This is a genomic window from Bacillus sp. FSL K6-1006 (assembly GCF_038593175.1).
In the GTDB taxonomy this organism is placed as follows: domain Bacteria; phylum Bacillota; class Bacilli; order Bacillales; family Bacillaceae; genus Bacillus; species Bacillus safensis.
In genome coordinates this window covers 470,902-495,911 of record NZ_CP151970.1, presented here as the reverse complement: position 1 = coordinate 495,911, position 25,010 = coordinate 470,902, and the positions used below count along the sequence as shown (strand labels likewise).

The 25,010-nt window shown below is 42.8% G+C and carries 23 protein-coding genes; 6 read left to right on the top strand and 17 right to left on the bottom strand.

Features of this window, described 5'->3' with window-relative positions; translation table 11 throughout:
• Positions 1-4 precede the first annotated feature (4 nt).
• The 8 genes from NSS65_RS02370 to NSS65_RS02335 form a co-directional block, all read right to left on the bottom strand.
• A complete protein-coding gene (locus NSS65_RS02370; RefSeq protein WP_024427352.1) occupies positions 5-1,273 on the bottom strand; it encodes a glycosyltransferase in 1,269 nt (422 codons plus the stop codon).
• Positions 1,266-2,978: a DUF2334 domain-containing protein gene (locus NSS65_RS02365; RefSeq protein ID WP_342467355.1), complete on the bottom strand. Its 1,713-nt coding sequence runs from the start codon at positions 2,976-2,978 to the stop codon at positions 1,266-1,268. The genes NSS65_RS02370 and NSS65_RS02365 overlap by 8 nt, the downstream gene beginning before the upstream one ends.
• Positions 2,968-3,819, bottom strand: a complete 852-nt coding sequence (locus NSS65_RS02360; RefSeq protein WP_111927511.1) for a diguanylate cyclase — start codon at positions 3,817-3,819, stop codon at positions 2,968-2,970. Before NSS65_RS02360 ends, NSS65_RS02365 begins: the two co-directional genes overlap by 11 nt.
• Positions 3,800-4,882, bottom strand: a complete 1,083-nt coding sequence (locus tag NSS65_RS02355) for a glycosyl hydrolase family 8 (protein ID WP_342467354.1) — start codon at positions 4,880-4,882, stop codon at positions 3,800-3,802. The genes NSS65_RS02360 and NSS65_RS02355 overlap by 20 nt, the downstream gene beginning before the upstream one ends.
• Positions 4,883-5,079: 197 nt before the next feature.
• Entirely contained in the window at positions 5,080-7,266 is a 2,187-nt protein-coding gene (locus tag NSS65_RS02350) for a DNA topoisomerase III (protein WP_342467353.1), read from the bottom strand.
• A 72-nt stretch (positions 7,267-7,338) separates the two neighbouring features.
• Complete coding sequence (locus NSS65_RS02345; protein ID WP_024427347.1) at positions 7,339-8,394, bottom strand: tartrate dehydrogenase; 1,056 nt, start codon at positions 8,392-8,394, stop codon at positions 7,339-7,341.
• Between the two features lie 98 nt (positions 8,395-8,492).
• Positions 8,493-9,425 (bottom strand): DMT family transporter, encoded by a 933-nt coding sequence (locus NSS65_RS02340; RefSeq protein ID WP_111927516.1) that lies wholly within the window; start codon positions 9,423-9,425, stop codon positions 8,493-8,495.
• Positions 9,415-10,242, bottom strand: coding sequence for an AraC family transcriptional regulator (locus NSS65_RS02335; RefSeq protein ID WP_326133465.1), 828 nt, complete (start codon positions 10,240-10,242; stop codon positions 9,415-9,417). Before NSS65_RS02335 ends, NSS65_RS02340 begins: the two co-directional genes overlap by 11 nt.
• Positions 10,243-10,395: 153 nt before the next feature.
• On the opposite strand from NSS65_RS02335, the gene NSS65_RS02330 reads away from it, so the two are divergent.
• Positions 10,396-11,070 carry a GntR family transcriptional regulator gene (locus NSS65_RS02330; RefSeq protein ID WP_342467352.1) on the top strand — a complete coding sequence of 225 codons (675 nt, stop codon included), beginning with the start codon at positions 10,396-10,398 and terminating at the stop codon, positions 11,068-11,070.
• Positions 11,071-11,199: 129 nt separating this feature from the next.
• Positions 11,200-11,496: a DUF3817 domain-containing protein gene (locus NSS65_RS02325; RefSeq protein ID WP_034664017.1), complete on the top strand. Its 297-nt coding sequence runs from the start codon at positions 11,200-11,202 to the stop codon at positions 11,494-11,496.
• A gap of 61 nt (positions 11,497-11,557) precedes the next feature.
• On the opposite strand, the gene NSS65_RS02320 is transcribed toward NSS65_RS02325, so the two are convergent.
• The gene (locus tag NSS65_RS02320; protein ID WP_342467351.1) at positions 11,558-13,807 is read right to left on the bottom strand and encodes a hypothetical protein; all 2,250 of its coding nucleotides are present in this window, start codon (positions 13,805-13,807) and stop codon (positions 11,558-11,560) included.
• Positions 13,808-13,965: 158 nt separating this feature from the next.
• On the opposite strand from NSS65_RS02320, the gene NSS65_RS02315 reads away from it, so the two are divergent.
• Positions 13,966-14,184 carry a hypothetical protein gene (locus tag NSS65_RS02315; protein ID WP_081123999.1) on the top strand — a complete coding sequence of 73 codons (219 nt, stop codon included), beginning with the start codon at positions 13,966-13,968 and terminating at the stop codon, positions 14,182-14,184.
• Between the two features lie 13 nt (positions 14,185-14,197).
• On the top strand, positions 14,198-14,380 hold the full coding sequence (locus tag NSS65_RS02310; protein ID WP_041116717.1) for a hypothetical protein: 183 nt from the start codon (positions 14,198-14,200) through the stop codon (positions 14,378-14,380).
• A 620-nt stretch (positions 14,381-15,000) separates the two neighbouring features.
• Here the strand turns inward: NSS65_RS02310 and NSS65_RS02305 are convergent.
• Positions 15,001-15,423: a pyridoxamine 5'-phosphate oxidase family protein gene (locus tag NSS65_RS02305; protein WP_046313929.1), complete on the bottom strand. Its 423-nt coding sequence runs from the start codon at positions 15,421-15,423 to the stop codon at positions 15,001-15,003.
• 294 nt (positions 15,424-15,717) lie between these two features.
• A complete protein-coding gene (locus NSS65_RS02300) occupies positions 15,718-16,587 on the bottom strand; it encodes an SDR family oxidoreductase (protein WP_034283829.1) in 870 nt (289 codons plus the stop codon).
• A gap of 156 nt (positions 16,588-16,743) precedes the next feature.
• On the opposite strand from NSS65_RS02300, the gene NSS65_RS02295 reads away from it, so the two are divergent.
• A complete protein-coding gene (locus NSS65_RS02295; RefSeq protein ID WP_034283827.1) occupies positions 16,744-17,352 on the top strand; it encodes a class I SAM-dependent methyltransferase in 609 nt (202 codons plus the stop codon).
• A gap of 16 nt (positions 17,353-17,368) precedes the next feature.
• Here NSS65_RS02295 and NSS65_RS02290 read toward each other — a convergent pair whose 3' ends face one another.
• From NSS65_RS02290 to NSS65_RS02280, 3 genes are all read right to left on the bottom strand, one after another.
• The gene (locus tag NSS65_RS02290; RefSeq protein ID WP_214755621.1) at positions 17,369-19,456 is read right to left on the bottom strand and encodes a transcription antiterminator; all 2,088 of its coding nucleotides are present in this window, start codon (positions 19,454-19,456) and stop codon (positions 17,369-17,371) included.
• Between the two features lie 129 nt (positions 19,457-19,585).
• Positions 19,586-20,668, bottom strand: coding sequence for a C45 family peptidase (locus NSS65_RS02285; protein WP_081123996.1), 1,083 nt, complete (start codon positions 20,666-20,668; stop codon positions 19,586-19,588).
• 88 nt (positions 20,669-20,756) lie between these two features.
• On the bottom strand, positions 20,757-21,389 hold the full coding sequence (locus NSS65_RS02280; RefSeq protein WP_098677282.1) for a GDSL-type esterase/lipase family protein: 633 nt from the start codon (positions 21,387-21,389) through the stop codon (positions 20,757-20,759).
• A 405-nt stretch (positions 21,390-21,794) separates the two neighbouring features.
• Here NSS65_RS02280 and NSS65_RS02275 point away from each other — a divergent pair, with 405 nt between their 5' ends.
• Positions 21,795-22,430: an FMN-dependent NADH-azoreductase gene (locus NSS65_RS02275; RefSeq protein ID WP_024425558.1), complete on the top strand. Its 636-nt coding sequence runs from the start codon at positions 21,795-21,797 to the stop codon at positions 22,428-22,430.
• Positions 22,431-22,463: 33 nt separating this feature from the next.
• Here the strand turns inward: NSS65_RS02275 and NSS65_RS02270 are convergent, their stop codons facing one another.
• Genes NSS65_RS02270 through pxpB form a run of 3 tightly spaced genes read right to left on the bottom strand, consistent with a single transcriptional unit; the run spans position 22,464 to position 25,010 of the window.
• Positions 22,464-23,237, bottom strand: coding sequence for an IclR family transcriptional regulator (locus NSS65_RS02270; RefSeq protein WP_041116704.1), 774 nt, complete (start codon positions 23,235-23,237; stop codon positions 22,464-22,466).
• Positions 23,221-24,267, bottom strand: a complete 1,047-nt coding sequence (locus tag NSS65_RS02265; protein WP_098677283.1) for a biotin-dependent carboxyltransferase family protein — start codon at positions 24,265-24,267, stop codon at positions 23,221-23,223. Before NSS65_RS02265 ends, NSS65_RS02270 begins: the two co-directional genes overlap by 17 nt.
• The gene (gene pxpB / locus NSS65_RS02260; protein ID WP_046313919.1) at positions 24,264-25,010 is read right to left on the bottom strand and encodes a 5-oxoprolinase subunit PxpB; all 747 of its coding nucleotides are present in this window, start codon (positions 25,008-25,010) and stop codon (positions 24,264-24,266) included. The genes NSS65_RS02265 and pxpB overlap by 4 nt, the downstream gene beginning before the upstream one ends.

The following is a 25,010-nucleotide window of genomic DNA, read 5'->3' as shown; positions in this document are numbered from 1 at the left end:
TTTGTCACCCGCTTTTCTTTTGTTGTTGATCGTAACGCTCAGTTTTGTACCATTTCACTTCTTGTTTGAATAAACGGCTCTTTGCCTCTACACATAAGGAGTACACGACTAGCGCAATCCATACTTGAGAATAAGTGAAGTACATGAGCGCCACAATGAGTATATTTTGTTTGGTGAGCTCTGTTTTCTCAATACTTAGTGTAATCATCACTTCTGTTAGAAAGAGGAAGAAGGCCAATCCCCACAGGATCAGTGCAACAGCCCCTACAGATAAGTGAAGGTCAACAAATAGGTTCACGATAAAGATGCCATTTGAGAGCAGGACACCGAAGAAAAATAAGAAATACGTAAAGAAGAAATAAAACAAATCAAAAATCATTCGTTTTCGTTTCAGCTTCATAAACTGCTTTAAAAATTTGAGGACAACATATTGATTGCCTCGAGCCCAGCGCGTTCTTTGCCGCCACCAGACCTTCCATGTCTCAGGCTCTTGTTCCCATGTAATCGCAGCTGGGAAAAATCGAATGACATAGCCAAGGTTATAGACACGGATCGTTAATTCGGTGTCTTCAGCCAACGCATGAACATCCCAGCCGCCAAGCTCTTCTAAAATGTGCCGGCGGATGGCGAAGTTGGTGCCCGGTATTGTCGCAATGCCAAACCACTTCCATCTTCCGCCTTGCGCCATCCATTGAAAGCAGATGGTCTCAATATTAATAAATTTGGTCAGCAGATTTTTGGCTGCATTGATGACCCTGAATTTCCCGACAACAGCGCCTGCCTTTGGGTCATTCAATAAACCAAGAACCAAATGATAGACGGCCTTTTGTTCAGGCATGTTATCTGCATCGTATACGCAGATGACTTCTCCTGTTGAAGCCTTTAAGCCTTCATTCAGTGCAGTTGATTTTCCCTTTCCTGCAAATGGCGGTTTCGTTTCAATCATATGGACATGATCATATTGCTCACTGAATGACTGCACGATGTCCCCTGTGCCATCGGAGGAATTGTCATTAATCACAATGATTTCAAGGAGATGTTTAGGATAGGATAGCTGGACCATTGCTTTTAGCGTTTGCCGAATGACAACTTCTTCATTATGAGCAGGAATCAGAATGCTGACGGTCGGCAGTTCTTTCCCTTGTTTCGTCCATTCAGGCAGCACTTTTTCGTAGGTCAGGTAGTGCTGAAAGCCGCCCTGCATGAGAAACATGTGGTATAGGAGCATGATCCAAATCAGTATTAATGAAAGATAAAATAAGACATCAGCCACCTAATTTTCTCTCCTTAAAAATACGTTTTTTCATTGTCAGTCTTAAATACAATGTGTAAAAAGCAAATGCCGCAATAAACAGCATCACCACGACGGTGAGAATTCGCAGCATATTTTCCATGCCGCTTCGTTTAACTGTTGTGGTTTCCGCTCTATTGGATTGTTCTACATGAATATGTCCATCCCCTGATGTTTTGATCTGTACATGTGGTGTTTGGACTGTCTGTTTTGTTTTCTTTAAATCCAGCCATTCACTAGAAGGAATTGCATCCATCTGCGTCATCAGATTCTGCAATCCAGTTATTCCGGATTCCACATCATAGGACAGCCCGATTGCGGCTGATTGAAGATGCTGGATGGATTGAATCTTTTGTTCTGTTAAAATATTTGAACCTTCTTCGTCAGACGCTGGCTCTACTGATTGCTGAGGATATAAAGTCATGCCATGAAGCATGTCGGGTTTCGTCACGAGCGGCGGAGCACCGGCTGTTTTCCAAGTATGATCCGACAGCTGCACCTGTCCAAACAGACTGGACACATGCCTTGATATCACTTCGTAGCCTTGTTGAGATATGGCATCATGCGGCACCTCGAATGCCAGTGGATAGAGACCTTGCTGCGCAAGAAACTCAATGCCTTTTGTCAGTTTTTCTTCTGTATAGATGGTTTCTTGCTGCTGATTCGATTTCGTATAAGCATGGAAGTCTTTTTCATTCGAAAAATGGCTTTCACTTTGCTTCTTCTCAGCTTTTTTAGGGTCATTTGACGTAATGGACTGATCATTCTTTGCATCCCAGAACTCAAAGTCCTGACCAGAATCCTCCGTGCGATACGTACGGCTAAATCCATGGAGAATGATGCTGGCTCCATCGCTTTGCAATTGTTTTAACACTTTTACAAGCTTCGGGCGGTCACTCAGTGTCACTTCATCGCCTGTTGTTCGATCCACCCAAACAGGGGTTACCGCTAATAGAAACGGAATATGCTGAGTGGATACGTATTGTCCAAGCTCAAGCAGCTTCTTTTCGTCAGTGACAGGACTGATGTTCCCAAGCCTTAAGTATTTTGTGGTCAGCTGATTAGAAGAAGGAAGGCGTTTTTCTAGCACTTCTGCAAGAAGCTCGCTGTGCTGCACGACATTTAGGATTCCAATATAGGCGGCACCTTCCTTTGTTTGAATCACAAATGGAAGATCAGCTTTATGTTTTTTCAAAAGAAATTCCCTTTGCAAGTCTGCCCCTTGAACCGTTAACGCACTGATCCTTTTCTCTAGCTGACGGTATGCTTTATCATCTGTATATTTGATTTGACTCGTGTGATCTTGTTTGTGAAAAGTAAGAGCGGAAAATGGGCGCAGCTGTTCCGCATTGTATCCAATGGCTATGATCTTCTGTGCTTTGTTCATTACACGAATGGTCTGTTTTGGTAAGGTTCTCTTTATTTCCCCTAGATAGATGACTTGCTGAAATTCGCTGATCTTCTTTTCAGCCAAATGTTCATCAGATACAATCGTCGGCTGTTTGGAAAAATGTCCGGCGAGTAGATCCAGCATATGCACTGCTGGAGTCGTTTCTCCTGATTCTGTTGAATAAACGATCAGGGTATCTGGCTTGGCAAGAGCGTCGGCTGAAGCCATGTATTGAAACGAAAGAATCAAAAAGAGAGCATTCATCAAACAGCATTTCATCAAAGAATTAAAGTTCATTCATCATCATCTCTTTTTCTAGTTCTTCTAAAAATTGTTCTGGCGTGCGATACTCCGAACTGCTTGTTAAATGACAGACATGAAATGTCAAGGTGACTTCACGGCCGTTTAACAGCACATGCTTTTTCAATTTATCCTTTAGCTTCTCAAGGACGACAGAGACATTTTCTTCTGGTGTGTGAGTAAGCAGCAGGCCTATTCGTTCTTCAGATAATCGAAATTTCTTATCGGTTTCTCTGACACTTTCGCGAATCTTGTTACTTAATTGCTGAAATAGGTGCTGCATTTCTTTTTCTCCATATAACGATTTGAATTCTGCTGCATAATGAATGTGAAGAAGGATAAAAACGAATGGCTGTTTGTAGCGTTCTGCCCGTTTCATTTCCTCAGACAATTCCAGCCTCATCCGTTCTGCATTGTCAAATCCAGTGGTCGAGTCAATCGCCACAAATTGTTTCATCGCCTGCTTTTGTTGTTCAATGGTTTGCCGCATCGTCTTAATCCGCTCATGCAAGCTTCCTGCTGAAATCGCGAAAAAGAGGAGGGCTGCGCCCCAAATCACCACATCCTGCAATGTTTGATTGGTAAAGAAGGGGTTTGTGTGGCCAAGCTCTGTAAAGAACATAGCACTTCCTATAAAGAACAACATCAGCAAGGTAAAAATTAATGCTGGTAAGATGCCAAATAAAATCCCGCATCCTAACACGACAAAAGTCAGTGTGATCATCAAAAAGCTCTCTGCATCATGTACGCCAAGGTAGCCCATAAACAAAATAAGACCTGCAAACGTGAGGAGCAGAGAATAATATAAACGATACGTATTACTGAATAACCGATTCATTAAAAAGCTCCCTTTCTGCAATGAGAGGCAATAAATTGTCAAATGAGTGTGTGTCTTTTTCGTTCATGTACCCTCCATAATAATCCTTGAGAGGATCTTGAATTTGTAATTCTTTCATGCGGTCATACACCTCTTTTGCGAATTCCGGTTCGTTTTGTTTAAGAGCATACAAGATGACCAGCGCATATACAGAAGGCGATTCATACGTCACTGCTGGCTGCAATGTGCTCAGTTTATATCTACCGTACAATTTTCCTTCTTTTGTAAAAGTCGTTTTAAGCCATTTCATGATCGCGGACGTATTCACCTTTGCACGATCGGCATGTAGAGCCGTATAGAGTTGATCAATCATATTGATTTCTCGATCAAATGAATAGGCTTTTTTCTTTATGTCATAGGATTTAGGAAAGAATCCTTTTTTTCTCGGTGCTTGTTTTAGAATGGCCAATTGGTTACTCGTCATTTGTTTCGTGAATATTTTGAGGGATTCCAATTCTTTGATTGCTTTTGGGTCTAAATATGAGAGTGTGATTGTGTGTGAAGTTCGATTTGTTGATGCATCATAATAATCGGACAAGATGCCTCTATACATATTTTTGTCTTTTAACGCTTGTGCGATTTCTTTTGCTGTTGTTTGATATGCTGCATTCTTCCATAAACGATCTGCCTTTTGAAGTGCCGCCACTACCCGTAAATCATCAACCAAGGCATTGGCTTTACTTTTTTGATCAGATTCGGTTTGCCAGCTGAGAAGATGATCTTCTAGTAAAAATTCATCTTGCAGGACACCCAATTGTTGGTCAAACGAATTTTGGTCTTTTTTTCGAACAAGATAATCCATCCAAAGCCCCAGCGATTCGGATAAGTAGATGTGTTGCTCTGCAAATGAAGTGCGGATCAAGCCTTGATCTGTCATGAGGTGATGAGTAATAAAATATTCTCCAGGCAATACTGGCTGTGGTGATACTGGATAAGCTGATTCCGTCTGCTGCTTCCAGGTACATCCACCTAGTAGAATGACAATGAGTAAAACAATACCTATGCGATGTATGGGTGTATCCATTCGTGTCCCCTTTCAACTCCCGTTCTCTTAGCATTCCAACGATTTATTATAGATTGTTTCTGTTTAAATTTAAATAAATATTTTATACCAAATTACGAGTCTTTTCGCATAGACATTCCCATTTTCAGAAAAACAATATGTCGATATGCTTGATTACATTGGAAAACCCATGCGTTTCCGCATGGGTTTTTATAATACTATTGATCTAATTTTAATTTCTTTAATTGCTCAGCCAGTGCGTTATTGATTGGTTCTTCCACTTTCTTTTGTTTCTTCATATATTTAGACACATCGTGCTTACTGGCTTTCTTTTGATCGGATTGTGATTTGCGTTTTTCGAAAACAGACAGTTTTTCTCTATGGCCGCACACACAAGCAAAGATTTTGCCATCGCCTTCTCCGCGCAGCTCGAGCTTTTTATGACAGTTCGGGCAGCGTGCGTTTGTTTTCTTCGCCACATTTTTACGGTGGCCGCATTCTCGGTCTTGGCACACGAGCATTGTGCCATGTTTTCCGTTTACTTTCAGCATCAGTTTTCCGCAGTCCGGACAATGGGTGCCAGTGACATTGTCATGCTTAAAGGTTTGGTTCGTTTGTTTGATTTCAGATACGGCTTGTTTTGCATAGGACTTCATTTCACTCATGAATTGAGAAGCCTTCAGCTGTCCTTTTGCGATTTTAGAAAGCTTTTGTTCCCATTCCGCTGTTAACGCAGGAGACTTTAAGTCTTCAGGCACTAAGGAGAGCAGCTGCTTCCCTTTCGATGTGATGAAAATGTCTTTGCCCTTTTTCTCGATTAAGAAACTGTTAAACAGTTTTTCAATGATATCGGCTCTTGTGGCCACTGTCCCTAGTCCGCCTGTTTCACCAAGGGTTTTCACTAAATCCTTTTCCTGATTCTGCATAAATGCAGCTGGGTTCTCCATAGCAGATAGCAGGGTTGCTTCATTAAAACGAGCAGGAGGTTTCGTTTCTCCTTTTGTTTCTTTCAGCTGGCGTACTTCAAGTGATTGCCCTTCGGAAAGTACCGGCAGATGCTGATCTGCTTCGGCTGATTCCTCGTCTTCATAGGATTCATCGTACACAGCTTTCCAGCCGGCTGATTGCACAGTTTTTCCTTTTGCTGTGAATGTTTCACTGCCTATTTTGGCGATCACCGTTGTTTCCTCGTATTCAAAAGGATTCATGAGTACAGCAAGGAATCGTTTGGCAATCAGATCATATAATTTACGCTCTTTATCACTTAATGCACCAGGATACAGTTCTTCCTCGGTTGGAATGATCGCATGGTGATCTGACACTTTTGCATCGTTGACAAAGCCTTTGTGTGCTTTCACGCCTGATTGTAAAATGCGGTTCACATGCTGAGCGTACGGTCTGACATTCATTCCTTTTAATCGATCTTTTAATGTAGGAACGATATCCGCTGAAATAAATCGTGAATCTGTACGCGGATATGTTACAAGCTTATGCTGCTCATACAACCGTTGAAGCGTAGATAATGTTTCTTTCGCTGAGAAGCCGTAGCGTTTATGCGCATCACGCTGCAATTCAGTGAGGTCGTACAGCCCTGGAGCAAAAGCTTTTTTCGCTGTTTTTTTCAATGCATCGATCACTGCTGGTTTTCCTTTGCAGCCTGCCAAGCGCTCTTTTATGACATTCTCTTGGAATGTGCGGTTTTGCTTTGTTTTGGCATCCTGCCACGTCAAGGTAAGTCCATCTACTTGTGCAGTCATTCCATAAAACGGCTTCGGCTGGAATTGCTGAATGTCTTCTTCTCGTTTGGCGATCATGGCAATCGTTGGTGTTTGTACCCGTCCGCAGGAAAGCTGCGCATTGAACTTGGTCGTCAGCGCTCTTGTTGCGTTGATCCCTACAATCCAGTCTGCCTCAGCACGTGCAACCGCTGAGCGGTACAGATTATCATATTCTCTGCCGTCTTTTAGTCGTTTGAAGCCTTCTTGAATGGCTTTGTCCGTAACAGATGAGATCCATAGTCGTTTTAGCGGCTTTTTCACATGCGCTTTTTCAAGAATCCATCTTGCGACAAGCTCCCCTTCACGTCCAGCATCTGTTGCGATGACAATGTCTTTTACATCTTTTCTTGCAAGCTGTGCTTTTACTGCTTGGAATTGTTTTCCTGTCTTTTTCATGACGACAAGCTTGAGCGGCTCTGGAATGATCGGCAAATCCTCTAAACGCCAGGATTGAAATTCTTTTCCGTAGCCTTCTGGATCAGCCAGTGTGACCAAATGGCCAAGGGCCCACGTGACAATGTATTGATCTCCTTCTAAAAAACCATTTCCTTTTTTATGACACTTCAGTACACGCGCTAAGTCACGTCCTACTGAAGGTTTCTCTGCTAATACAACTGTTTTTGACACTAGATTTCACATCTCTTTCTTCTATCCATCCTTTTATTATAGCAGACGTGGAGATGCGGTTCTAATGACGGATTATTTCTTCAAACGCGTGATAATTTCGTTTGTGATTTCTTGTGTTTGATAAGCCCCGCCGATGTCTGCCGTTAAAAAGCCGTCTGCTGTGACTGACTCGATGATTTCGAGCAGGTGTGTACCTAGTTCTTCCTCTCCGAAATGATCAAGCATGAGTTTAGCGGTCCAAATTTGACCGATTGGGTTGGCAATTCCTTTCCCTGCAATGTCTGGGGCTGATCCGTGTACAGGCTCAAACATGGATGGATATTTGCCATTTACATTGATGTTGGCGGCAGGCGCCACGCCAATACTTCCCATAATCGCAGCCCCAAGATCAGTTAAAATATCGCCAAATAAATTGCTGGCAACAATCACATCGAATTTCTCTGGTCTTGTCACAAAGAAGGCTGAGAGCGCATCAATGTGCTGCGAGTCTGCTGTCACCTCTGGATAATCCTTTGCTACGTCTTGAAACACTTCATCCCAAAATGGCATTGTATGAACAATTCCATTCGATTTGGTTGCACTTGTCACATGCTTTCGTCTTTTTTCTGCTAATTGAAAAGCAAAGCGCATGGCTCTCTCTGTCCCTTTTCTGGAGAAAACAGCATTTTGAATGGCAAGCTGATCTTCCCCTTGATAGATGCGGCCTCCGATTTCACTATATTCGCCTTCACCGTTTTCTCTTACAACAAGAAGATCGAAATCCTTTGGCTGAGCAAGCGGGGAGCGAATACCGCTCAGCTGTTTTGCAGGTCTAACGTTAATCACCTGCTCAAATTCACGTCTAATTTTAATCAGCAATCCCCAAAGCGATACATGATCCGGCACTAAATTGGCATCTCCGACTGCCCCTAAGAAAATGCTGTCAAAGGCTTTCAGTTGTTCCAATCCATCCTTTGGCATCATTTCGCCATGCTCTAAATAATATTCACAGCTCCACGGAAAATCCTGAAAGGTGAAAGACAGCCCGCCATGCACATCTGATATCGCTTTCAAAACTCGGATGGCTTCAGGCACAACTTCCTTTCCAACCCCGTCTCCTGGAATTGCTGCAATTGAAACATGCTTCATTGATTTTTCCCCCTTCGTCATCGGTCGACCGTCGACCATTTAATTCGAGTTTACTAGAGAGTGTCTGTTCTTACAATGGACAAAAGACGCTTTTTTGATCAAAGCGCCTTTTTATCCTGCATCAGCACACGGGGCTTCTGTTTCTTTCTTCCCGCACTTTTTTTATCTGAAAGCAGCAAACCTCCTAAGGTCAGTACCGTTCCAAGCGCAGACATGAAGGTCAATCTCTCGTGAAGAACGATCATTGAAATGACCATCGTAATAATGGGCACTCCATAAATATACACACTCGATTTCACCACACCGAGCGTTTTCACAGAAAAGCTCCATGTCAGAAAACAAATCGCAGATGCGAAAAGGCCTAAAAACAGCAAGTGGAAGGCAAACGATGGATTCGTCAACCGTTCCCAGTCTAAACGAATTTTAAAATGCCAGATCAGTGGAATCATCCATAGCAGTCCGTAAAAGAAGACACGCCTTGTTACCTGAATGATATGGTAGCCATATTGGTTGATCATCTTCGATAAAATGGAATAGAATGCCCAGACGATGGTAGCCGTTAAAGCTAACGCATCACCGAGTGGATTCAATTGAAACGTGGTCATTCCATTCATGCTGATCAGCACGATTCCCGTCATTGCGATGAAAAAGCCTATGAAAAACCGGCTGTGCAGCGGCTCATCTTTTAATAAAAAATAAGACAATAGAAAAGAGAAGAATGGGACAACGGAGCTGATGACACCTGCATTCGAAGCAAACGTATAAGTAAGTGCGACATTTTCTAAAAAGTAATATAAGACCACACCGCATAAACCTGCCAGCGCAAACATCCCTTCATGCTTTTTATTTCGCACCTTCATGGTGACTGGATAGATGATCACCAGAGCCAAGTACCCTATAAAAAAACGGAAAAATAAAATCTCTGTTGGAGAAAAAGCCGTTAATAATATTTTGGTAGAGATAAAGGTGGATCCCCATAAAAAAATGGTGAACATGGCCGCTAAATGACCAAGCAGCTGTTTATTTTTCATCAGCTGTTATCTGCTTTACAAAAATTTGCTGATACTGCCCTGGCGTGAGCCCAATAAATTCTGAAAAGAAATGACTGAAATGACTTTGATCAGAAAATCCAGCGGCAGCAGCCGCATCTACAGGCTTCACTCCTTGGGCGAGAAGTTCCTTCGCATAGTTCACTCTGACTGTCTGTAAATAACGGTACGGTGTAATCCCTCTGAACTTTGTAAAAGCACGCAGCAATGAATATTTGTTCATGGACACAAGCTCACCTAAGTCATCTAACGAGATATTTTCCGTGAGGTGTGTTTCGATATATTGCTGTACGTCTTGGACTTTTTGTTCGTTGGCATGTGCGGCTGATACTTTTTCCCCTGAGGTATCAGCATAGGCTTCAATCAATTGTTTCATCAAGAAATAGAAGGTTTCCTGTTTATTCAAAGCAGGCGCTTCTTCTGTGATCATTTGATGTAGATCATATAACGGCTTTGTTCGTTCACTTTTTGAAAACACAGGGGCTTTAAAATGCGGCTTGTGCTGAAAGATTTTTTCCAGCACCTCAGCTTCAATATTTAAGCAGCGATAATCGAGTGTCCTGTGATCAATTTGTTCACATGCGTGATTATCATACGGATTGAAAAGAAGGATATCACCCTTTTCAATGATGTATTCTTGATTTTGACAGATCAAACGTCTTTGACCATCTTCAATAAATCCAATCACATAATATGTATGAAAATGATTCGGGAACTTTTGCATGATGCCATGAAAGCGATACGCCTCTATTTGCAAGTCTTGATCAAAATGTACAGTTCGTTCCTCTTGTGTGTTCATGTCGATCCCTCTTTTCACTGAACTGATCATTAGTGTAGCACACCCTTTTTCTCTTGGATTGTACGATATTGACTTTTCGATGCAGGCTTGCCTAGAGGGAAAAACTTGGATAACATGAGACAAAAGATGATGAATAAAAGAGGAAATGATGGGATGAATTCATTCGAGATGGAAAGAGCAGCACCGTATCACATGCAATTTTATGAACAGCTGAAGCAAATGATATTTGATGGCCAGTTTCAGCCAGGAGAGCGCATCAATGAAACGCAGCTTGCCAAGCAATTTGGTGTAAGCCGATCACCGGTAAGAGAGGCGATGAGGCTGTTAGAAAAAGACGAGCTTTTAATCGCGGATCATCGTTCAGGCTATTCCGTCTATACGTTAACAGAAAAAGATGTTGAGGAGCTTTATCAAATTCGGGCGGCCTTAGAAACACTTGCTGTTGAACTTGCCTGTAAGGAAGCCTCGCAAAGAGAAATGGATGAAATTGAGCAGGTTCTCACGCAGGCGGACGAAGCGATCAAGCAGCAGCTGCCATCTAAAGAGATCGTCCAGTTACATGAAGCCTTTCACCAAAAAATCATGTTGGCGAGTCACAATGACCGCTTATCCAAACAATTGAATCACGTGAATGCACTCATTCACTATTGCCGCATCTTCCATTTTAGCGGCGGGGCTCGTGCTGAAACCATTCAAAGAGAGCATACAGCCATCTATTCTGAAATAAAAGAGCGCCGCTCCATAGAAGCGGTTCAAGCAATGACAGAGCACTTATTACATGATGTTATGCACTTAAAGCAAGTACTCTCTAAAACAAACAAAGAATAAAGGGCTTTTCCCATTTTTTAAGCATTCCATGAACATATTTTGAATTTTTCGTAGATTTTAGCATGTCCAGACGATCTTTCGTTTATATTAGAAGATGAGAAACTAGCTTTTATACAGGAGGATTTGTATATGCATACAAGTATTAGCCGTCTTCGACAGGCGGGTTTTATTGAGGGTATGTCTCTTTTAACCCTTCTTTTAATTGCCATGCCTCTAAAATATTTTGCGGATATTCCGATGGCAGTCACTATTGTAGGCTCTCTTCATGGCGCATTGTTTGTCATCTATATGCTCGTTTTGGCATATGTGACTTTTAAAGTTCGCTGGCATTTGAAATGGTCCATCGCTGGTTTTTTTGCGGCTTTCATTCCTTTCGGTAACTTCGCCTACGATAAGGTGCTCCGCCAATATGATACAAAAGCTTAATCAAAAAGGGCTAAAACGACATTCGTTTTAGCCCTTTTTTTCCACGCTGGGGAACGCTTTTTTATATCGATGCATATTTCACAATGGCTGCTTGACGCGTCATGTCGTGATACGCCACCCATAATTCATCACCAGGCAAGACGCTAGTGATTGGATCGATTGGCTGTTTCACTTCATACATCATGCCATTTCTCTCAACCTGAATGATTGCTAACGGCAGATTGCCGATGACGCCAGCAAATTCAACATTGGTCACTTTTGCACTTCCTTGTTTCTCTTGCATGAGACCCATTTCTCTATCCAGCTCTTCTTTTTTTGTCTGGATCGTGATTTGAGTGCCGGCTGTGACCTGCATATGATCAGGGATGAATTGGCTGACCGTTTTTGTGATGGACTCATCGCCGTTTGAAACCGACACATCAAGCTGAATAGGCTTTTGTTCATGGATGGCCACTGGATATTGCTTCACACGCTGAATCGTTCCTGTTAACGTCACATCTTTCCCCGATCGATTCCGCACTTCATGGCCATAGGCTGCCATTTTGAGCTGGCCGTTGATATCGACAAGATCGGCTTTTTCTCCTGTTCTAAATTCAAAACCGGCGGCTTGAATCATCGGAATGATATACGTTTTCTGATCTAATTCAAATGTGAGTGATAAGACGGTGCCTCGTCCTACAGTTCCATATGATTCTATGTTTCTTAAAACAGCGCCTTTGATAAACTTTGGCTCGCTTGGCTGCGAGAAGTCACCCTCTTTTAAGAGCATCGCTTTTTTCTTCTTTGGATCATAGTGAATGACAATACGCTGTCCCGGCTGTGGTATCTGGGTGTAGGATACAACCGTTTTAACCGTCTTTTCTATGCGCTGCCCTTCATATTCAAATTGAAGCCGCATGCTGACAACTGGCTGTTCGTTAATGTAGGTGCCCGTTTCTTTAACAGACACAATATTGGCTTCTAATGTGACACTGTCCTTTATCTTGTTTCTCCTCACCAGTCTCAAAATCGGCGGCAGGAAGATCGCTAGCACAAATAATAATAGCGGGATCAAGATCCATATCGCCCAGTTAAGAATGAGCGGTCCGCCCTTCATAACATATTGCGTAAAGGTATCAACAGACGTTTGGTGGGCCGGACTAGCGTTTTCAATTGAGATGACCTTTTGCAAAGGAAATTCCTTTAGCTCTTTGCTTTTCGTCTCAAATGCACCCGTTAATTGATTTTCGAATGAATAATAGAGCCAGTCGCTCTTCACATTTTTATTGAAAGAGAGCCCTTCTCTTTGTAAAGATTCATATGAAAACGACTGCAAAAGCTTGCTGGCAGACACCGCCTTATTCGTGCGGTGGTTATAAATATAACCTGTCAGTTTGCCTTTTGCTTCGTCCTTTGCTGTAGAGCCTGCAAGAAGAACTTCTTCTTCATTAAGCTGGTAAATAAAGGTTTGATAAATCGGCTTTGGTGTTGGAACGACTTCCCCAAGCCTTCCCTCTGCATTCACTTTCCTTGCCCTTTTTGGATAGTTAGATTCGACAGCGACTGCATAGTTTTGTGATGTCCCGATTGTTTTCTCCAGCTGCTGCTCCACTTTATCTTCAATGAGACTGAACGGTTCAGCGTTTTTGGAGACATAAACCCCAAGCTGATGCTTCTCGTTTGAGATTCCGCTGACATACGCCTTCTGGTCATTTTTCAAAGCCAATTCAAACATAGGAATTGGCGTCTGCCCTCTAAAGGAATTCATGACGACATCGATAGAAATAGGTCTTGCTGGAAGCTTTAGATCGTTCAGATTGTGCACATGAAACTGACCATCCTTCAGCTCACCGATGACTGCAGCGGCACCATCCATTTCTCCTGTAAATACGAGCCGTCCATTCCATTGGTATGTATTCGTTTTTAGAAATGAGGGAATCTGCAGGGTATTTTGAACGAGCTTTTTCTTTTCTCCGCTTGGTGTTAGTTTCTCGATCAACAGCTGCCCGTCTTTATTTTTTAAAGTCAGTAAGAGATTGTTTCCTTGAATGGATGGTAGCATTTCATGAAACGTATCACTTTCTGTGGTCCATTCACTAATTCTTTTTCCTGATTGAGGATCATACATTGCAAAATGGAGCTGCTGGTCTTTTGATACAGCACTCACCACTCGTTTTCCTTCATCAAATGTAAACATTCCTTTGACGTCATACTCTGTTACTTTCCCATCTGACAAATCATCTTGGTAATGGTTCCACACCAAGACACTGAGAATGATGGCTGGAATAAAGAAGACAATATATCTGAGGAAGATGATTGGTATTCTTTTCACTTGATCGCTTCCTTTCATGAGGTTCCTTAAACTTATACGTCAGTACAGCGAAAATGTTTCATGCTAGAAGAATACCATCAAAGCCTCTGAAATCCATATTTTACAAACTTTGTTGTTTACGATAAAATCCAATCAGATTCAAAAAAGGAGTTATCTCATTGGATAAGCTATCATCAATCATTCTAGCGGCTTGGCTGCGTGTCCCTCGCTGGTTCAAGCAATGGGTACTCGTATCCATTTCCATTTTCTTTTTTTATATGTGTTTTGTAAAGGGGCTGACTAGCTGGCACACCTTGCCGCCTGTCACTTTGCTCTCATGTGTGATTGCTTCCTTCATCATTTGGCTGTTGTGGCTTAAGGGACAAAAAAATAAGTGAAAAGGGGAAAATGATGAAACAATCTATTCTTTATTTTGCGATCTCTTTTGTTCTTCAATTCATTTGGTTTGGTCTTGTGCATCCAAATAGAGGCGTGACACTGCTGGATATGTTCATGTTTTCTATTTTGTTTGCGGTCATGTTCTTTTTTATTGAGCGGATTTGGCGGTATCAGAAAAAAGGACAAAGTAAATGATCATGAAGCTCGCTTTATTCACTCTGATTATTTGTGCATTTATCGGCCTGCTGTTAGTGTCAAACCCTTTTGGGGCGGACGCTATGCGATTGGTTTGTATCTTCATCTCCCCTTTTCTTGGGCTTATTGGTTTCGGGTTCCTATTGTTTGACCCAATGAAAAAGGCTGCCAAATAGATGGCAGCCTGTTCCTTACTCTTTTCATGCAAATAAATAATCAATGTTTAATCTCCGTTACGGAGTGTATGAATTAAGATTCGATCATATCAGTGTGTCATATGTGTTCCGAGTGAACCTACGTTTGAAAGTAAACGCCATGGAAGTTCTGGATAACAAGACAACGAAAGCCCTACCTCTCATTCGTCCTTACGGCTCCGAAGCCGTGCCAGTGTGAATTGTAAATCAAAACGTCTTTTTTCCATTCTTCCGCTCTTATAGGGGGGCGGTGGCAGAAGGAAAAGAATAAGTTTGTTCGCTTTGACAGCGTCTCGTTCTTATCAAGTAGAAGCTCTATTGCTTCTCATTATGTCATAGAAAAAAGAAAGTTTACTTTCTTTATTTATTTGCTTATTTCAACACTTAATATCAAACTATAACACATTCCCCCTGCTTGCGCAAGTGTTAAAGTGATAATTCTGCTGGTGTACGGCTTCCTTCATTCATATAACGAATGGAGGCTGGGTCAATCTTCAGGATCACTAGATTTGGGTCATCTTTTCCTTTAAACCATTTCTCCATCTCATCAGACCAAAGACGGTCAATCAGTTCCGGATCGTCGGTTAATGCTGCGGTGCCTGCAATCTCTGCATACGTATCACCGAATCCTTCGCCTGAATATCCAATGAGAATATGAACATTCGGGTTTTTTTCAATTTCTTCTGCTTTATGTGTTTCTTTACTCGTTGGTGTATATAACGTCAGCCCTTCATGGAAAAAAGTCATATAGCGGGTATGCGGCTTATCCTGTTCAACAGTCGCTAGTGTTCCCACCTTTTGTTCATCTAACAGGTTTAATACCTTTTGTTTTAATTCTCCTTGAGACATATCGTTTCACTCCTTCAAAATTTCATCCGTATACGTAGGTTTCCACGACAGCCCATTCATTAAACAAAGAAATGTGTTTTTCATAAAAAGAGACCTTCTGGCTGATGCTATAAAAAACAGGTTCAATGAAGGGAGAAATTGAACATGCATCATGAAACGATGTTTCATTTGAGCTCACTTGTCATTGCGGCAGTTGTTGTAGGCATAATCGTATGGTCTGTCATATCTGTGCAGAAAAATCGCAAGAAATACTAAAAACACCGCCCAATCAAAGCTGGGCGGTGCCGCGGTAGATCATGTATTCATAAAGGAACCGCCATTGACATGAAGTGTCTGTCCTGTCATATAAGACGATTCGTCAGAAGCCAGCAGTACAAAGCAGCCGACATGCTCAACAGGCTGTCCTGGTCTTCCCATCGGAGTTTCTGCTCCGAAGCTTTCCACACTGTCTTCATCAAATGTAGATGGAATGAGCGGCGTCCAAATTGGACCTGGCGCTACACCGTTCACTCGAATCCCATCTTTCACAAGCGATTGTGCCATAGAACGCGTAAAGCCGTTAATGGCTCCTTTTGTTGCCGTATAATCAATCAGCACTGGGTTACCTCTATATGGGTTAATGGATGTTGTGTTAATAATGGAGCTTCCCGGTTTTAAATAATCCAATGCCTTTTTCGTAAAATAGAAATAGGAATAGAAGTTGGTTCTAAAGGTTTGGTGAAGCTGTTCACTCGAAATATCTTGAATACGTTCTTGCGGATGCTGTTCAGCCGCATTATTTACTAAAATGTCTAATTGACCAAAGGCTTCAACTGTTTTTTCTACTGCTTTCTCACAGAAGGCTTCGTCACCGACATCTCCTGCAATCGTTAAGCATTTGACGCCTTCTTGTTCTACACGTTTTTGCGTATCCTCTGCATCCTCATGTTCATTTAAATACACAATGGCAACATGTGCACCTTCCTTTGCATAGGCAACAGATACTGCCCGTCCAATTCCACTATCTCCACCTGTAATCAGGGCCACTTTTCCTTTTAGCTTGCCAGAACCTTGATATGATTCATCCTCAAAGATCGGCGCTGGATTCATTTCTCTTTCACTGCCTGGCTGCTGATCCTGCGTTTGGCGCGGAATGCCATTTGTTAAATAATCACGTAAATCCATGTGTAAGCTCCTCCTTGATTTGTTGATGTATCCTTTCATTACCACCTCATTTTTTCTCTCAAACATCATGAAGCTGTACTGATGTGTTCCCGAAAATCAGCATGTTTGAAGAGGGGAAAAATCGGTTACATGATCATCAAAAAGGAGCGTTCTCACATGCTGTCTATTTCGAAAACCTTTAGCAGACCAAAAGGCTGGCTCGGAAGCATTGCTGGACTCATTATGGCAAATGAAAATAAAGCATTGAATCAATGGGCCATCCGCCACTTAGATTTGACAGATGGTGAAAACATTCTGGAAATTGGCTATGGACCCGGCTACAGTATCAAACATATGCTCAAGCATTATCAAGACCTTCACATTGATGGGCTGGATGCTTCTTCCACCATGCAGGAGCAAGCACAGTCCCGCGTCAGCAAACGGGCAAAAGACAAACAGGTTCGTCTGTATGTCGGCAAAATCGAGAAAACACGTCTTCCCGGAGAGCAGTATGACAAAGTACTGTCTGTTAACAATTTTACGATTTGGGATGATCCAAAAACGGGCTTACTCAATCTTTATCACACCTTAAAACCAGGCGGGACACTCGTTATTGTGATGCAGCCAAGAGAAAAAGGAGCTGACGCCAATCGGACAAAAGAGATGGGTGAAAACATATTAAATGACTTGCAGTTTGCAGGGTTTGATGAATTTTCTATTGAGTATGAAGAAATTCGCCCTACCCTTGCTGTCTGTGTCACAGCAAAAAAGCCGAGAAGCGAATAAGCTCTCGGCCTTTTTCTTACCACTTTGCCTCTTTGACAAATTGATAGAAAAGCTGATGTAATTTCTGTTCAATGTTTTCCTTTGTTCCTTGTCCATAAAGCGCCATGCTTTCTTCACTTTCAATGATGGATGAACTGATCAGACTAAACATTTCTGACCCTTCCTTGCCAAGCTCTTGCGGCGCCAGCATCATGAGCATTCGTGACATCTGCTGCTGCCCGCCATCCATGCTTTTAACCTCGTATGTCTGATCAAGATCATAAATATGAAAGATTGGTTCCTTGATGAATGTATGCTTTAAATGGTAAAGAGCAAATTCAGTGCCAGGTATGCCTAAGCCGCCTTGCTGTTCACGTTCCAAAAGGCCGCCCGCCACATCATCTGCATGTATGATAAATCCTTCCTCTTCAAGCTGACGAAGCAGCTGCCTAATGGTTTCATCATGCTGCGGCATCGTCTCTCTTTTTTCGATGGTAAAATGGGACAGGATGCTGCGAATCACAAACATATAATTCGTCACCTGCTCTGCCACCGCCATCATATCAACGGTTTCTTGCACCAATTCTTCGGGAGGTTCTTTTATTCTTTTTTTCTCGATGATATAAGGAATCTTCCGTTTAATATGAGCCTTCACACGCATAGCATCATCCTCGTTTAAAAGGGGGCTGACCATGATGTAATCGATATGCTCATATGGGATTGGAACGGTCGAGACAATCATGTCATAGCTCGATGCATCGATTTCCTTTAGCTCCATCAAAGAGGATAGATCGAATTTGGCGATCTCCGGCAATTCTTTTTTCAACCGGGAGGCGAGCATTTTAGATGAACCAATCCCGCTTGAGCAAACAACCAGCGCATGAATTTTTGTTTCTTCTTTTTTGATTTCAAGCACTGAGCCAAAGTGAAGCACAAGAAAGGCAATTTCATCCTCTGGAAATTCAATCTCTGGAAAGAAACGCTCGACTCCTTCTTCAATCGCCATAAACAGCAAAAAGTAGTCTTTTTTAATTTGTTGTGTGAGCGGATTATAGATTCTCATCTTTTCCTTTAGACGGTTCATGGCAGGCTCAAGATGAGACACGAGCCCCTCATACAATGAATCATTTTCATTGAGATGATAGCCGGTTTTATTTGAAATAAAATCAATGAGCTTTTTCGTTCTCAGCGCTATATCCAGCTCAATTTCATCAATACGGTATTCAGTCTGAAAGCTGCGATTTGCGCTGCGAAGGTGGATGGTCATATATCCGACCTCCGCTTCAGGGATCTCCACATTAAACATGCGTTCAAGCGCTCTTGCCATTCGAAGTGATGATTCAAATTCCTTCGTCCGCTTTAATTCCAGCAGCTCTTCCTCTTCCATTCGAATGGTTTCCCCAAGCTGAATACGTTCAATAGCATAGGTTAAGTGAACAACAAGTGCAATATAGGCACTATCAGATAAAGAGAGTGACAGTCGATCTTTCAAATGAAAGAGCAGCCTTTCTACCTTTAGCAGCTGTCCTCTGCTGACAACGCCAAACACCTTTTCCGTTGCTTTCGTTCGATGTTTGATATTCATTTCAATCGTTTCTAAAAACAATTGAATGTCGAGCCGGTCAACAATGAGATTGCCGACAATTTTTCGTTTTGCTTCCTCCGGCCCTTTTAATTCAATGCCGTACCCGCGCTTGCGGATAAGCTGCAAACCGTATGGAGCAATCCACTCCGTCAGTTCATCTAAATCATAGCTGATCGTCGCATTTGTTACCTGCAAGTCAGCTGCGAGTGTGTATAATTTCACCGGTTCCTTCGCTTCAAGCAGCGCACATAGAATTAAGAGCTTTCGTTCATCTGAGCTATATTCGATTTGATCCTCATTTGACATATGAGCAAGAAGCCGCTGTTTATCCTCCTGTTCGCCGACTGCCTTCAAGCCTTTCCCCGGCTGTTTATCTAATGAAAGATGATAATCTTTCAAAATTGGTTTAATGGATTTTAGTTCTCTATGAATCGTTCTAGTACTCACCTGAACAGAATCGGCTATCTCACGAATGGTGACATAACGATTTTGCTGAATGATGTATTTAATGACTTTCTGTTCTCGTGCCGTTATGTACATGAAATGCCTCCTTCTGTATAAATAGGTCTATTGTCACACCTTAATATAAAACGCTTTCAACGAGCGTTGCAATCTTAAGTTGATCTGAATTTGGCACAGCGGCTGTGACAAAATATAAACAAGGGATCATCAGACACTTCTCCAAAATGACGGTCCATAATCCTTTTGATGAAATTGAACCTTTTGTTCTTGAAAAGGCAGTGAACCCCCCGCTTTTAAAGAATAAGTCGGATTGTATACTGGAGAGCCAAAGCAATAATCGATTGTGCCTTCTTCCGGATGGAACATGACGGTTCGCATCGTTCCAAACAGCTCCTCATAATTGTGCACAGCCAGACCATCAGGATATTCTGTCTGGAACAGTTTCACAAGAGAATCACTTGATCGTTGTTCTTTTAACGCTTCCATTAACATATCGTATCTGACCACAGAATGATGTTTGGTCATCCCTTTTGCTGTTTGATCAGCTACCGGATGATTTGTTGCCGCAATATAACCTCTCTCCGGTCTTCTCACCCTTTTTTGACCATCAATGATTTCAATCACAGCCGCCTCTCCTTTTCGATCGGCAAGCATGATATGAACATTTGAGGCAACGGGCATTTCCTGGATAGAGCGAATGGCTTCCTCGATCGTTTGACAGGATTCCAGAACAGAGCGAATCACATGATACACCTGCAAACCAGCCACTGCTGGGGGTTTTAAACCGGGTTCATTGCCAACCGGCGGACCGCAAGCAGAGAAAGTCACAGCAAGACCATACTCATTCATCCCATCAGATCTGCCAAACAAGAGCAGCGACGAGCCTGTATGATATGCCGAGCCTTTTACATGTGTCGTCACAAGACGCATATCATCAAAAATCGGGGAGAAATCATAGTTACGAAGCATGACCGTTTGTTGACCTGCCGCCATATTCCCCTGCCTCACACAGTGGGAACAGCCTGGCTGAAGATGAGATGAATAGAAAAAGGTCAAATAACGCTCATCTAATTGCATTTCATCACAAAAACCAGCAAACTCTTCATCTAATTGAGGAAGAAAGGGACGGATCAGCTGCTTCGTTTCTTTCACAGCCTGTTGTGTTACCGGTTCTGTCCGAATATATTGTGTCTTTAGCAGCGGGTTCTCCTTAAGCCAGACAGCCTGCTGTTTTCCCACTTCATAAGCCGTTCCAGTCATCTCTTGAAAATATGCACTAATCTCCTCCATGCCTGCACACCTCTTTCGCCTTCGTTTCTTTTATCATATCGAAACCGTCATTTATTGAAAAGGATGAAAAAAACTGCAATCCCACGGATTACAGCTGTTTACAGTATGCCTTAAACAATGCTTCTGCCATTGCTTCATATCCCTTAGGATTCGGATGAAATTGATCAATCGATAAGTAGGCTCTTTCATGCCCTTCAAACGCCCGGTACACATCCACAACTTCTACATGCGGATTCGCAGCAAGCAAACGAAGTTGTTGATTATATTGCTGAAGCCACCGCCCGGCTATTGGTATTTGCGGAAATGGATTATATAAATTCATGAAATATACGTAGTAAGGCTGATGCTGCCCTTTTTTGATCTGAGCAATTTTTTGAATCATCTTGCTAAAATTCGCCTGACAATGTATGACTGCTTGCAGCAGTTTCTTTTCATCTTCACCTTCTTCATACTGCTGAACAGCTTGAACAAGGTCATTTCCACAGCCTGTAATAGTGATGATGTCAGCAGCTGCAATTGCACGTCTCACCTCTGACCGTTTGAAGAGCTGTAAAATCTGATCAGTCGTTAACCCTGATTTTGCAAATACGGACAGCTCGACCGGTGCATGTGTCTTTTTTTCAAGCATCCACCAAAATCGCTGAACAAATCCTCCGCCAAATAAACGTGCCCCCACCCCAACTGTTAAGGAATCTCCAATCGCAACATAGGATCGTCCCACTCTTATCCCTCACTCTCTCCTGCCTTCTCTTATATATACGAATTCGGAGAACAGTTGCTTGTAGCAGATGACTTAGGGGCATCCATCTTTTTTGAGATGCAGTGCCTTTACAAACTCTTTACTTGCGATATCGAACGATTTTTTGTTCAATAAGAGTAAGCTTTTTGCGCTGAAAACTGCGTGTTTACGCGTTCCAGAAAAATTTACAAACTTTTTATCTTGATTTCGAGACTTTATACCTTGACTTCAAACTACATTGTGATTACAATGAAAATATCAGTTTTCATGTAACTGTGCTTGTTACATCTTTTTCATAGCATTCCAATATGATTAAAGATGCCACATATTCAGTGTATCATTGGGATACGCTAAAAAAATAACCGAAACAGAAAGGATTGAATGAACATGGCAAAAGTTTTATACATCACTGCACATCCGCATGATGAAACAGTTTCTTACAGTATGGCTACTGCTAAGGCATTTATCGAATCTTATAAGGAAGCAAATCCAAGTGACGAGGTTGTACATATCGATTTGTACAAAGAAAACATCCCTCACATTGATGCAGATGTATTCGCTGGCTGGGGCAAACTTCAATCTGGCGCTGGTTTCGATACACTTTCAGCTGAAGAGCAAGCGAAAGTTGCTCGTCTAAACGAATTAAGTGATCAATTCGTTTCTGCTGACAAATATGTATTTGTTTCACCACTTTGGAACTTCTCATTCCCACCAGTTCTTAAAGCATACATCGACTCTGTTGCTGTAGCTGGTAAAACATTCAAATACACTGAGCAAGGTCCTGTTGGATTATTAACAGACAAAAAAGCTCTTCACATCCAAGCACGTGGCGGATACTACTCTGAAGGTCCTGCTGCTGAACTTGAAGCAGGTCACCGTTACCTTGGTACAATCGCTAACTTCTTCGGAATTCCTTCTTTCGAAGGTCTTATCGTTGAAGGTCACAATGCTGAGCCTGCGAAAGCAGAGCAAATTAAAGCAGATGCAATCGAACGTGCGAAAGCTTTAGGAAAAACTTTCTAATAACTGCACGCAAAAAGCCAATGATCTTTACGGTCATTGGCTTTTTATTTGTTCAGATGAAAATCCTAATTCCCTCGAAATATCACTGGCGGCTTTTTTCACCTGTTTAATTAAGTAAGGTAAGCGTTCTTTTTGATATCCTGCTTCAAATCCTGCAATGCTAATACCTGCTACCACTTCCCCCAGATGATTGAAAATTGGGGCTCCAATCGCAGCTGTATAGTTTTCAAGCTCAGAATAGCTTAGCGTATATCCCCGTGCATTTGATTCTTCCAGCATGTTTCTTAGAACCTCTTTATCTGTGATGGTCCCAATTCCGATCTTCCCCAGCTCAATTGAGTCAATATAGGCAAGTCTCTCGCTCTCTGGCAAAAAGGAGAGAATACTTCTCGCACAGGCACCCGCATATAGGGGGGACCGTCTGCCGACGGCGGTGTAGAGACGAACAGGCTGCGTACCTTCAATCTTTTCCACGTAAATGGCTTCGTCGCCCTCACGAACAATGAGCTGTACAGCTTCACCTACTTCATCCCGTAAGCTTTCCATAAATGGTCTTGCAATCCTTCGAATATCAAGGCGGTCCGCCACAAGCTGACCGTATTCAAGGAACATCAAGCCTAATCGATAAACACCCGTTTCTTGCTTTTCTAACAGCCCCATATCAGCTAAAGAGCTCGCCATACGATGAACAGATGTTTTCGGCATACCGGAAAGCTCGATCATTTCATTTAATGTTAATTGATCGTGAGCGATAAACAGCCGCAAAATCTCCATTGATTTCACAACCGTTTTATTTGTGTTTTGCATCTTCTTCACCTTTTCTAAACGAGAATGCTTCCAGCTTGATTCTTGCGGCCAGCTCCCTCAGTTCGGCTTCTTGCTTAAATAACGCCTGCTCTGCATCCCGGTGATCTATTTGTTCAAAATACAGCTTTGCCCCAGGCATCGCCTGTGCAATAAGCGGCAGATCAACAGTTGCTACTTCTCCAATACGCGGGTATCCGCCTGTCGTCTGCCGATCTGCCAGCAGAATAATCGGCTGGCCATCGGGTGGAATTTGAATAGATCCAAAGGCGACAGCTTCTGAGATCAATTCCAGCTTTTCTTTTAAATGAACCGGCTCCCCCTTCAGCCGGCAGCCCATACGATCTGATTGGGGTGTGACCTGATAAGGCTGCTCAAAAAAAGCAGTTTGAGATGTTTCTTGAAAAAAAGAAAGATGCCTGCCTGCCAGCACGCGAATCACTGGCGATTTCCGCAGCGGCAAAAAATGATCATGACTCACTGTCCAATCGGGTGCGCCGTACCCCGTCTGATTCACTTTATTTTTCAGCCTATCAAACAAATGATCTGCTACGATAGACGGCTCTCCAACAGGCAGAATGTCGCCTTTTTCAAGCGGTCGTCCTTTCAGTCCACCGATTCCTGCTCTGACATAAGTGCTTTTGCTCTGCATGACTGGCGCCACATCAAATCCACCTGCCACAGCAAGATAAACGCGGCAGCCTCTCTTACAAAGACCAAAGGTGATCGTGCTTCCTGATCGGACAAAAAGCGGCTTCCATAACGGTGCCCGCTCTCCATCAATATCAATCTCTACATCAGCACCAGTGACGGCAATGAGCTGATCCTTCTCACATGTGAGCACAGGCCCCGGCCCCATCAACGTGACTTCCAGCACGGCTTCGTTTTCTTGGTTACCGGTGAGAATGTTGGCGATTCTAAGTGAGAGCGGGTCCATGCCGCCGCTCGTTAAGACACCATACTTTTGATAGCCTTGACGCCCTTTATCTTGAATGGTTGTGTACATCCCTGGCTTGATGACATGAATACTCAACATTCTGCCTCCTTCATGCTGAAAAATTCCTTTTCAGACATTTGGACAAATCTGACCTCGTCCCCTGCTTTCAATAGACTCGGAATTTCATCGTCTGGGCGAAAAAGCGGCAGCGGGGTTTGTCCAATGAGCTGCCAGCCCCCGGGTGTAGAAATTGGATAAACGCCTGTCTGCTTTCCTGCAATACCAACAGAGCCTTTTGGAATGGACATTCTTGGTGTTTCTCTGCGTGGTGCTGCGATCTTTTCAGACAGCCCGCCTAAAAACGGAAACCCTGGGGCAAATCCAATCATATAGACAAGGTACGTGCCCGCAGTGTGAATACGCACGACTTCCTCTGGCGTTAAACCATTGATACGGGCAACCTCTTCTAAATCAGGGCCCAGCGCTCCCCCGTAACAGACTGGAATGTCAACGATGCGGCGCTTTACCTGAACTCCCTCCTGCCATTTGTCTTCAAGAAGTTGTTCAATGTAGCCTTTGACCCATTCATATGGAGATAGGTCATGTGTTTGAAGCTGGGCCGATTGATGAACGGTATAAGGCTCGTAGAAAACAGTCACGTTTGTAAAGGCTTGAACCGCTTCTACATATCCTTCAAATGGGTGCTGTTCAATACATGCAAACAGCTGCTCAACACGTGCATGAATCTCCTCACGTATGTCAGCTCCAGCTTGGATGACGATCGCTGCATCTCCCAGCGGGTGGTAGGTGATGGAATCTTTTATCGTTGAAAAAGCCAC